Origin of the sequence: Arthrobacter gallicola (assembly GCF_014836775.1) — a bacterium.
Classification (GTDB): domain Bacteria; phylum Actinomycetota; class Actinomycetes; order Actinomycetales; family Micrococcaceae; genus Arthrobacter_B; species Arthrobacter_B gallicola.
In genome coordinates this window covers 136,461-147,413 of record NZ_JACSQD010000005.1, presented here as the reverse complement: position 1 = coordinate 147,413, position 10,953 = coordinate 136,461, and the positions used below count along the sequence as shown (strand labels likewise).

The window sequence follows — 10,953 nt, the reverse complement described above, 5'->3', positions numbered from 1 at the left end:
GCCACCAGAAAACCCCCGAAGGCCTGTGCCTGCTCGGGGGTTTTCTTTTCTGCGGCAAAGATTCCTGCGGCAAAGAGCCGTACCGCCCGGCGGCGCGAACGAAACACATTTGCCATACCTCCGTACCGCGCCGCTAGACTGGGGAATCTGCCGCGTCGCTGGGCCCTGGACATACCAATGTCCGGAGCCGGACACGGCAGGGGCGTACCTATCCTGATGCCCGTCCCGGAACCCTACTGTTCCGCATTTTCCGCGCCTCCGCGGCCGCTGATCCAGCCGGTTCCGCTGCGCAGCCCTTTTCGGCCCTGCATCAGGAGCACCCTCATGACGTCCACCGTGACCCCCTCTGCCATCAGCACCGAGGAGATTTTTGCCGCCCACGCCGGCGGAAAACTCTCGGTCGAAACGACACTGCCGCTGGATTCCGCCCGCGCGCTCTCCATCGCCTACACGCCCGGTGTCGCACAGGTCAGCCGTGCCATCGCAGCCGAACCGGCCCTGGCCGCCACCCACACCTGGGCCTCCCGCCTGGTTGCGGTGGTCAGCGACGGCACGGCCGTGCTGGGGCTGGGGAACATCGGAGCGGCAGCTTCACTTCCTGTCATGGAAGGCAAATCTGCGCTGTTCAAGACCTTCGGCGGATTGAATTCCATTCCGCTGGTCCTGGAAACAACGGACGTGGATGAGATCATCGAGACCCTGGTCCGGCTGCGGCCCAGCTTCGGGGCGGTGAACCTGGAAGATATCTCCGCGCCGCGCTGCTTCGAACTCGAACAGCGCCTGATCGAGGCGCTGGACTGCCCCGTGATGCATGATGACCAGCACGGCACCGCAATTGTGGTGCTGGCCGCCCTGACCAACGCCGCCCGGGTCACCGGGAAGGATTTCACCACGCTCCGCGTGGTCATTTCCGGTGCCGGTGCCGCAGGTGTCGCCTGTGCCAACATTCTGCTGGAAGCCGGAATTCACGACGTCGTTGTCCTGGATTCGCGCGGAATCCTCTCCACCGGGCGGGAGCTGGAGGGGATCAAGGCGGATCTCGCAGAGCGCACCAATCCGCGGAACCTGGAAGGCGGCGTCGCGGATGCGATGGCCGGAGCGGATGTTTTTGTGGGTGTGTCCTCCGGCACCGTGCCTGAGGATGTCCTGGCATCGATGGCGCCGGAGCCGATCATCTTCGCCCTTTCCAACCCGGATCCCGAGATCCACCCGGAGGTCGCCGCACGCTACGCGGCGGTGGTTGCTACGGGCCGGAGCGATTTTCCGAACCAGATCAACAACGTCCTGGCCTTTCCCGGGATCTTCCGGGGAGCGCTGGACAGTGGTGCCCGCCGGATCACGTCCGCCATGAAGGTGGCAGCTGCCGGGGCGATCGCAGATCTGGTTGGGTCTGACCTGGCCGCCGACCATATTGTCCCCAGCCCGCTGGACCCCCGGGTGGCGCCCGCCGTGGCAGCCGCTGTGGGCGCCGCGGCCCAAACAAGCTGAGGGGAGCCTGCCGCCGGTACCCGATTCGAGAGCCCGCCGTTCCCAGCACCACAAAGCATGCTTACTGTTGAAGTAGGCTTTATTGGTTATTCCCAGCACGATGAAAGCCGAGGAACCGATGGGTGCCAGTCAGACAGGGCCTAGCCAGGAGGGTGCGGGACATATCTCGCACCCCGCCAAAGTCATAGGCGTAACTATTGCCGCCGCCGTGGGCGGCCTGCTGTTCGGTTTTGATACCGCGGTCATCAATGGTGCCGTTGATGCCATTGGCGGCGAATTCGATCTCAGCGCAGGTGTTTTGGGCTTTACCGTAGCCATTACCCTGCTCGGGTGTGCCATTGGCGCCTGGTTCGCCGGACAGCTGGCGGACCGGCTCGGTCGGAAAAGCGTTATGGTAACCGCCGCCATCCTCTTCGCGCTGAACTCGGTGGGCTCGGCCTGGGCGTTCAGCGTCTGGGACCTGATGTTCTGGCGTCTTATCGGCGGCCTGGCCATCGGTACCGCCTCCGTGATTGCCCCGGGCTACATTGCCGAAGTGGCGCCCGCCAAATGGCGCGGTGCGCTGGGGTCCATTCAGCAGCTGGCCATCACGCTGGGTATTTTTGCGGCACTGCTCTCCGACGCGTTCCTGGCTAACACTGCCGGAAGTGCGTTCAACGAACTCTGGTGGGGGATGGCTGCCTGGCGCTGGATGCTGCTGGTCGGTGTTTTCCCGGCCATCGTCTACGGCATTCTCGCACTGACGATTCCAGAGTCCCCGCAGTACCTGGTGCGTAAGAACCGCGATGAAGAAGCTGCCCGCGTGCTCCGGGACATCACCGGCGTCGAAAATACGGACCGCAAGATCACCGAGATCCGGGACAGCTTCGAGCATGAAGAACGGGCAACCTACGCGGACCTGCGCGGCAGCATGCTCGGCTTGAAACCTATCCTCTGGGTGGGCATGGCCATCGCGGCGCTGCAGCAGCTGGTCGGTATCAACGCGATCTTCTACTACTCGACCACCCTGTGGCAGTCTGTCGGCTTCAGCGAATCCGATTCCTTTACGACGTCGGTCATCACCTCGGTGGTCAACGTGCTGATGACGATTGTCGCCATTGCGTTCGTGGACCGGGTCGGCCGGCGGAAGCTGCTCATGATCGGCTCGGTCGGTATGTTCATCGGCCTGCTGGCCGCAACCGTCTCCTTCTTCCAAGCCGATGACAGCAGCGGCGAAATCCTGCTGCCCCAGCCGTGGGGAGCGATCGCGCTGATTGGTGCGAACCTGTTTGTGGTCTTCTTTGCCGCCACCTGGGGCCCGGTCATGTGGGTGACCCTGGGAGAGATTTTCCCGAATAAAATCCGGTCACTGGCACTGGGGCTGAGCACCATGGTGAACTGGGTGTTCAATTTCATCGTGACGCTGTCGTTCCCCTGGGTCAGCGAGAACTTCGGACTGTGGATCATGTACGCGATCTTCACGATCTTCGCCGTAGTCTCGTTCTGGTTCGTCAAGACCAAGCTGCCCGAGCTCTCCGGCCGCGAGTTGGAAGCCGACCGGGACAATTTGTGACTGCTGGGACAGACGGTGAAAAGGTCTAAGCCGTGAATTCTGAGGAGAATGGTAATTTTGGGTAATGGCAACGACTAACCAGCAGACGGAAGCAGGGTCGATGAACAGCTCCGCAAGCACCAGGACCCAACGGGCCAACGGGAGCTCCTCCATCGTTGGATTGTCCAAGGTCATGGCGCGCCTGCTGCCCAGGCAGATCAGCGACGAATTGTCCCTGGCACTGGCAGAGATGAAGCAGAAGGGCATCAAGGCCGGCATAGCCGCCGGCCTGCTGGTGGCCGCGCTCCTCTTCCTCGCTGCCCTGGGTGTTGCTCTGATCGCGGCCGCAATTCTTGGACTGGCGACAGTGATGCCGGCCTGGCTGGCGGCGCTGCTCATCGCCGCGTTGTTCCTGGTGATCGCCGGGATCGCGGCGCTGATCGGCATCTCCCGTTTCAAAAAGACCATGCCTCTCCTGCCGGAGGATGCCCTGCGCGGAGTCCGGTATGACCTCGGAGTCCTCAAGGAAGGCCGCAGCTTCGACCCGGCCACCCTGGACAAGCCGAAGCAGCCCAAGACCAAGGACGAAGGCAAGGGCCAGCAGGAGAAGCCTGAGGATGCCGTCCGCAAGCCGACCCCCGAGGAACTGCGGATCCGGCTCCGTCAGCGCCGCGAACACATGGCTGCGGTCCGCGACGGGCTCGGCGAAAAGGCCGATGTCAAGAAGCAGATGGCTGAGCTTAAGGCACGCCGCGCCGCTGCCCGCCGTTCCGGCAGTGCAGACTCCGGCAGCGGCAGCGGGTCCGGCGGCACCGCCGACGAAGTCGGTGCGATGCTCCGGGAACGGAAACAGCCGCTCGCGGTGCTGGGTGCCTCTCTCCTGGCAATGGGCATTCTTCTGCGCAGGCTTTTGCGCAAATAGCGGCGTGGACAGAAAGGCAAAGGGAGCCGGATAGTGATCAGACTCATCGGCGCCGGTTCTCGTCCGGGCCGGGGGGAACGCGTCCTGGATACCTTCTGGACCATTCCCAACCTGATCACGATCCTGCGTTTCCTTGGCGTGCCGCTCTTTGCCTGGTTCATAGCCCGGGACAGTTACGGTCCGGCCTTCGTGACCCTGGTGATCATAGGCTGCACGGACTGGGTGGACGGTTACCTGGCCCGGCGCCTGGATCAGGTTTCCAGCACGGGAAAATGGCTTGATCCTGCAGCGGACCGTCTGGCCCTGATCATTGTGGCCGTGGTTTTCGTGGTGGACGGGATCGCTCCCTCATGGCTCGTGTGGGCGATCGTGATCCCGGACCTGATCCTCCTGGCCAATTCGCTGATCCTCTTCAGGGGCAGCCCCAACCTGCCGGTGAGCAACATCGGCAAGATCCGTACCGCGCTGTTGCTGCTGGGGGCTCCCATGCTCCTGCTGCAGCGGGTCCCGGGTTTTGACTACGCGTGGCTCGGTGCCGCCGGAAATACCGTGCTGCTGCTCGGCTGCATCGGCCATCTGCTGGCCTTCGGCGGATACATGGTGCAGTCCTGGCGGAAATACCGGCGGCAGGCCGCCGTTCCGGAGGGATCACCCCATGGTTCCTGACGCCTGCCGGGACGCTGCCCTCCCGAAACGTTTGCAGCCATGACTGCAATTGCGATTGCCTGCGCGCTGGCCAGCGCCGTTTTTCTGGCTTTCGGGGCCCAGCGCCAGGGCAGCGCCGTCAGCGCCGACACCGGCGGACTGGATCTGAACTCCTCCGGGATCATGCGCCTGCTGCGCAATCCCCGCTGGCTTTTTGGCCTGCTGCTGCTGGCAACCGGTACCGCGCTGAACGTGGTGGCGCTTGCCATGGCGCCCCTCACCGTCGTCCAGCCGATTGGCTCGCTGGCCTTGGTGATCACCACCATCGTGAACTCCCGCGACCAGGGCCTGCGGCTGAACCGGATCACCGTGGTCTCGATTGTGGCCTGCGTGGCAGGCAGCATGCTTTTCGTGCTGCTGGCCGTCGGTGCCACCCGGACAGAGCAGACAGTCGAGCCCCGCCAAGAGATCACCATCGTGCTCATCCTCGCCGTCGTCGTCGCATTTTTCGGTCTGCTCAACCTGCTTTTCGGAAAGCGGCTGGGAGCAATCGCCCACATTCTTGGTGCAGGCATCCTGTTCGGTTTTGTTGCGGTGCTGACCAAGACCATCGCTGCGGACCTGCTGGACCCCAACGGGCGGTTCCTGCTGAACGTGCCCTGGTATACCCTGGTCGGCATCGCGGTGGCGGGGGGACTGGGGGCCTGGTTTGTGCAGAGCGCCTATTCCAGCGGCCCGCCGGACCTGGTTATTGCCGGGCTGACGGTCATTGATCCCATGGTTGGGATCGCCATCGGAATTGGTGTGCTGAATGAACTTCGCCCCGATGTCCCCGCCGTCCTGGGTGTTGCGATGGGAGTCTGTGCCCTGATTGCTATTGTTGGGGTGGTCGCTCTGTCCAGATATCACCCGGACGTCATCAAGCGCCGGGACAGCCAGAAGCGGCGGCAGAAGCCGGCGGCGGCGAAGGCTGCCCGCAAGCCCTGACACGCACCGACCTGACCACCGAAACTCCAAAAGAGGACTTCCCCGTGACCGAGGAACCGGCAGATAAACCGCTGACCATCCTGATCGCCTGCGACACTTACCCGCCCCACCTGAACGGGGCAGCCCAATTTGGTTTCCGCCTGGCACAGGGCATGCACAATCGGGGGCACAGCGTCCATGTGCTGGCCCCCAGCCCCGGCCACGGACCGGCCCATTCCGAAACGGATGGTCCCTGGACCGTGCACCGGCTCCGTTCCCACGGAGTGCCCACCCATGAATACTGGCGGATCTGCCTGCCGTGGGAGATCCGGAAGCACATTTCGATGCTGCTTGACCGGGTGAAGCCGGACGTTGTGCACATCCAGTGCCACTACATGGTGGGGGAGTACACCCTCTACGAGGCACGCAAGCGCGGTATCCGTGTTATTGCAACGAACCACTTCATGCCCGAGAACCTGGATCCGTTCCTGCCGTTCCCCAAGTGGTTCAAGCGGATCGTCGCCCGCAACTCCTGGCGGGACATGGGCCGGGTCATGGGCAAGGCCGCGGTTGTCACCACCCCGACCCCGCTGGCCGCCAAGGCCATGACCGAGTATGCGTCCCTGCCGGATGTCCTGCCGCTGTCCAACGGCATCGATGCCTCGGCCTACGAAACGCAGCCCGGTGAACAGATCGAGCGCGCCGATCATCCCACCGTGCTGTTCGTTGGCCGCCTGGCCGAGGAAAAGCACGTCGATGTCATCATCGACGCCGTGGCGAAAACTCCGCAGGAACTCAACGTGCACGTCGAAATTGTTGGCGGGGGAGAGGTGAAATCAGCTCTCATCGCCCAGGCTGTACGGCTTGGCCTGCAGGACCGGGTGGTGTTCCGCGGGCTGGTGGATGACGCTGAACTTCGCCGGGCCTACCTGCGCGCAGATTTGTTCTGCATGCCGGGCACCGCTGAACTGCAGTCCCTCGTTACCCTCGAAGCCATGTCAGCATCGACGCCGGTGCTCCTCGCTGATGCCATGGCCCTGCCTCACCTGGTGGACCACGGCCGCAACGGCTACCTTTTCCAGCCCGGCGACAGCGCCGAGCTGGCCAACCGGATCACCGAGATCCTGACGCTGCCGGCCGATGAGCGCGCTGCCATGGGCCAGCACAGCCGGGCAATGGTGGACAAGCACAGTCTGGAAGGGACCCTGTCCACCTTCGAGGACCTCTACCGCGGTGCGGACAGCGTGGCTGCCATTCCCTAGGCTGGCCACGCTCCGTTTTGGGACAAATCGACCAGTTTGGGAATTCCCTCCCGCGGCGCAGCGGAGGGATTTCCCAAAACGGCGGCGTGTTCCCAGAACGGAGGCAAACGGTGCCACCAAACGGCTGGGATTCCCCACAACGGAGGGAACGAGGCCACCAAACGGCGGGATTTTCCCAAAACGGAGGCAAACGCGGGAACCTGCCTGCGCATGGCGGACGCAGCCAGCTGGAGGGATCTCAGGCCCAGTGTGCCACGGGCGCGTCCGGGGGAATTCGGTTGACGGGCCCGCTGCACATTAGGATGTCTATACTGCCTGCCGGATTCGGCGGGTTCACGCGGGGCTGTAGCTCAGCCGGTCAGAGCAGCGGACTCATAATCCGTGGGTCGTGGGTTCAAGCCCCACCAGCCCTACCGTGTTACCGGGGATTCCCGGAGGTTTTCGAACCTCCGGGGGTCCCCGGTTTTCTTTTGCTTTTCTGCGGGCACGGTGGCCGGCGGCGCCGCCCGGATCGCACCCCCTCGCCACGCTCTGAGCAGGTTGAACAGAGGTCTTTCGGGGCATCCCGGGGGTACAGAACCCGGAAAGCTGGGGATTGTGCTTCAATGTTACTCGTGGGTAACATAAGGGCAGCCGGCCTGACTGTCCGGATGACCCCAGGATCAGCGAAGGACATCTCATGGGAACTATCGACGTCGATAATCTTCCGTACGCGGACGGCGACTTCTACGCATTCGAGGACCTGCTCAGCGATAAGGAGCGGGACCGCCTGCATGAGGTCCGTGCATGGCTCACCACCGAAGTGAAGCCGCACGCCAGCGACTGGTGGAATGCCGGGGAGTTCCCGATGCATATGATTCCCAAGCTGGCTGAACTCGACGTCGTCTCCCCGGTCTACCGGCAGGGATATTCCAACCTGTTTGCCGGGCTCTGCCACGCTGAGTTCACCCGCGCGGACACCTCCTTTGCCACCTTTATGGGAGTGCACGACGGGCTGTTCACCGGGTCCATTGAAGCTCTGGCCTCCGACGAGCAAAAAGAAGCCTGGCTCCCTGACATTTACTCGCTGAAGAAGATCGGCGCTTTCGGGCTCACCGAACCCCTGGGTGGATCGGATGTGGCCGGCGGAACCCGGACCACTGCACGGCGCGAGGGCGGGAACTGGATCCTCAACGGCGCCAAACGGTGGATCGGGAACGCAACGTTCTCCGACTGGGTGGTCATCTACGCCCGCGACGAAGCGGACAACCAGGTCAAGGGATTCCTGGTGGATACCCGGACCGAAGGCTATTCAGCCACGAAGATCGAGAACAAGATCGCGCTCCGCACCGTGCAGAACGCAGACATTGTGCTGGAAAACGTCGTCGTGAGCGATGACTTCCACCTCAAGGGTGCCAACAGCTTCCGCGATACCAACAAGGTCCTGAAGGTCACCCGCCTGGCTGTCGCCTGGCAGGCCGTGGGGCAGCAGATGGCTGCATTCGACGTCGCCCGGCGCTACGCAGTGGAACGTGAACAGTTCGGCAAGCCGCTGGCCTCCTTCCAGCTGGTGCAGGAGCAGCTGGTGCAGATCCTCGGCAACACCGTCAGCTCGATGGGGATGATGGTCCGCCTGGCTCAGCTCGAGGATGAAGGCCGCGCCAAGGACGAGCAGTCGGCGCTGGCCAAGGCCTTCACCACAGCCCGCATGCGGGAATCGGTTGCCCTGGGCCGCAGTATCCTCGGCGGCAACGGAATCGTCACCGACTACGGAATGGCCAAGATCTTCGCCGACGCCGAAGCGATCTACTCCTATGAGGGAACCTATGAAATCAACACCCTGGTGACGGGCCGGGCCATCACCGGAATCGCAGCATTCGTCTAGCCGGAGATTCCGCCCGGCGGGTCAGGCACCTGATCCGCCGGACGGGCGGATCATCCACCCCCATCCATCCCGCCGGCCAGTGGAAGCAAAACGCTCGGCCGGCGGTCCAGAAGGTAACGCAGCGGGTCAACGTACTCCCCGTCAAGCCGCACACCCCAGTGCAGACACGTGTTGGGGCAGTGCGGCTGACTGCGTTCAGGTGCACTGCGATCGTGTGGGTCGGCGGTCGTTAGGCCGCCGCCCGGGGTCAGCAGTCCCACGGTCTGGCCGGCGGTAACCGTTTCGCCCACGGCCACCGTCGCCGTGACGGGTTCGAAACTGCTCAGTGTGCCGTCACCGTGGTCGATGGTGAGCACGGGCCGGTCCACGACATGCCCGGCGAAGCGGACAATCCCGTCGGCCGGACTGCGAACGGCGTCGCCGGAGGAAGCGGCGAGATCAACTCCGCGATGCCCGGCCAGCCAGCGCTGCCCGGGTTTATCAAACGGACGGATCACCCCGGGCTCCGGTGTCAGCGGCCAGTCCCATAAGCCGGCCGGACCCGGCTGGGCGGCGGGCCGGGCGGCTCCGGCTGCGGGCGTATCTGCAGCAGCGGCAGAAATGAACAGCACCGCGAGCAACCCAGCCAGCAGTGCCGCCAGCAGCGCCGCTAACCACGCCGCCATCCGGGCAGATCGCCGCGCCGGAATGGCCGTACGCCGCAGGGAATGCAGCCGTACCGGGCGCGGGCACTTCGGATGGCCACCAAGCTGGCGCAGGGTCGGCTGGCGCGGCACTGGCTGGCGCGGCACTGGCCGGCGCAGGGGTGGTTCATCCGGCAGCGTAGGCAGAATAGACATGGCGCACAGTCCACTCCGCCACCCGGCAGCTGGAACCGCACCCCAAGACATTTGTGGATGCGCCCGAAGGCCCCGGCAGCATCCTCCCGCTGTGGAGGAGAAGAGGACGGAACGGTGCCGCCGCTGTAGTACACTTGACGAAGCAGTTTGCTGCGTGCCGATTCACCCTGCCCAGTCAGGTAATCCTCAATCGCCGTCTTAAAACGACCGGCTGAGGAACGCTTTCCGGGGTAACGGGGGATTCGGAATCACGCTGCACGCTGACTACGCGTGCCCCAATTATCCAGCTTCCCAGCAGTGGGAAAGTGGGTGCGTTCCTACGGTCCGGCCAACACCGGTAAAGGGACGCACGCCGGCATCTGTCACAGGACGGCGGCTGATGGGCACCAGGAGCAGCACCCGCCGGGTGCTTCGCAATCAACCGTCAATAGGCAGTTTTACCTGCGTGCGCTAAGCGCCGCCGGCTGCCGGAAGGAGTGACGACATGCCCGTCGTTACAATGCGCCAGCTGCTCGACAGCGGCGTCCACTTTGGTCACCAGACCCGCCGCTGGAACCCGAAGATGAAGCGCTTCATCTTCACCGAGCGCAACGGCATCTACATCATCGACCTGCAGCAGTCGCTGTCCTACATCGACCGCGCCTACGAGTTCGTCAAGGCCACCGTTGCCCACGGCGGAACCGTACTGTTCGTCGGTACCAAGAAGCAGGCCCAGGAGGCCATCGCTGAGCAGGCCACCCGCGTTGGCCAGCCGTACGTCAACCAGCGCTGGCTCGGTGGCATGCTCACCAACTTCCAGACTGTCGCCAAGCGCATCCAGCGCATGAAGGAACTCGAAGAGATCAACTTCGACGACGTCGCGGCTTCCGGTCACACCAAGAAGGAGCTCCTGCTCCTCAAGCGTGAACTGACCAAGCTGGAAACCAACCTCGGCGGCATCCGCAACCTGACCAAGGCTCCGTCCGTGGTCTGGATCGTGGACACCCAGAAGGAACACCTCGCCGTTGACGAGGCCCAGAAGCTGAACATCCCGGTTGTTGCCATCCTCGACAGCAACTGCGATCCGGACGACGTCGACTTCCCGATCCCGGGCAACGACGACGCCATCCGCTCCGTCAACCTGCTGACCCGCGTCATCGCCGACGCCGTTGCGGAGGGCCTGATCGCCCGCCACAACAAGGCCGGCAACACCGAAGCCCCGGCAGAGCCGCTGGCTGAGTGGGAGCGCGAACTGCTCGAAGGCGCAGCTGCCCCGGCCGCTGAAGCCACCGAAGCACCGGCTGCTGAAGCCCCGGCCGCCGAAGCTGCAGAAGCACCGGCTGCCGAAGCTCCCGCTGAGGACGCAACGGAGAAGTAAAACGAAGTCCCCAAAGATGGCTGCCGAAAGGCGGCCATCTTTGGGAAATCTGCTCAGCGCGGCTGGCCGGGATTCCCTG

Annotated in this window: 9 protein-coding genes and 1 tRNA gene; 9 read left to right on the top strand and 1 reads right to left on the bottom strand. The window is 63.9% G+C overall.

The genetic code is table 11. The features are described 5' to 3' along the window. Nucleotides 1-324: 324 nt before the first annotated feature. The 8 genes from H9639_RS11835 to H9639_RS11800 all read left to right on the top strand — a co-directional run bounded on the left by H9639_RS11835 (nucleotide 325) and on the right by H9639_RS11800 (nucleotide 8,678). Nucleotides 325-1,488, top strand: coding sequence for an NAD(P)-dependent malic enzyme (locus tag H9639_RS11835; protein ID WP_191808275.1), 1,164 nt, complete (start codon nucleotides 325-327; stop codon nucleotides 1,486-1,488). Nucleotides 1,489-1,570: 82 nt separating this feature from the next. Further along, nucleotides 1,571-3,040: a sugar porter family MFS transporter gene (locus H9639_RS11830; protein ID WP_225219514.1), complete on the top strand. Its 1,470-nt coding sequence runs from the start codon at nucleotides 1,571-1,573 to the stop codon at nucleotides 3,038-3,040. 64 nt (nucleotides 3,041-3,104) lie between these two features. Further along, nucleotides 3,105-3,941, top strand: coding sequence for a phage holin family protein (locus tag H9639_RS11825; RefSeq protein WP_191808274.1), 837 nt, complete (start codon nucleotides 3,105-3,107; stop codon nucleotides 3,939-3,941). A gap of 33 nt (nucleotides 3,942-3,974) precedes the next feature. Continuing rightward, nucleotides 3,975-4,607: a CDP-alcohol phosphatidyltransferase family protein gene (locus H9639_RS11820; RefSeq protein WP_318242070.1), complete on the top strand. Its 633-nt coding sequence runs from the start codon at nucleotides 3,975-3,977 to the stop codon at nucleotides 4,605-4,607. A 39-nt stretch (nucleotides 4,608-4,646) separates the two neighbouring features. Beyond that, nucleotides 4,647-5,573, top strand: a complete 927-nt coding sequence (locus tag H9639_RS11815; protein ID WP_191808273.1) for a DMT family transporter — start codon at nucleotides 4,647-4,649, stop codon at nucleotides 5,571-5,573. Between the two features lie 44 nt (nucleotides 5,574-5,617). Continuing rightward, on the top strand, nucleotides 5,618-6,814 hold the full coding sequence (locus H9639_RS11810; protein ID WP_191808272.1) for a glycosyltransferase: 1,197 nt from the start codon (nucleotides 5,618-5,620) through the stop codon (nucleotides 6,812-6,814). 339 nt (nucleotides 6,815-7,153) lie between these two features. Then, nucleotides 7,154-7,227 (top strand) — tRNA-Ile (locus H9639_RS11805). A 266-nt stretch (nucleotides 7,228-7,493) separates the two neighbouring features. Beyond that, entirely contained in the window at nucleotides 7,494-8,678 is a 1,185-nt protein-coding gene (locus H9639_RS11800) for an acyl-CoA dehydrogenase family protein (protein ID WP_191808271.1), read from the top strand. Nucleotides 8,679-8,728: 50 nt separating this feature from the next. On the opposite strand, the gene H9639_RS11795 is transcribed toward H9639_RS11800, so the two are convergent. Next, the gene (locus H9639_RS11795; RefSeq protein WP_318242069.1) at nucleotides 8,729-9,517 is read right to left on the bottom strand and encodes a M23 family metallopeptidase; all 789 of its coding nucleotides are present in this window, start codon (nucleotides 9,515-9,517) and stop codon (nucleotides 8,729-8,731) included. A 484-nt stretch (nucleotides 9,518-10,001) separates the two neighbouring features. Between H9639_RS11795 and rpsB the strand changes: the two genes are divergently transcribed. Then, the gene (rpsB, locus tag H9639_RS11790) at nucleotides 10,002-10,874 is read left to right on the top strand and encodes a 30S ribosomal protein S2 (RefSeq protein ID WP_191808270.1); all 873 of its coding nucleotides are present in this window, start codon (nucleotides 10,002-10,004) and stop codon (nucleotides 10,872-10,874) included. The last annotated feature ends 79 nt before the right edge of the window (nucleotides 10,875-10,953 follow it).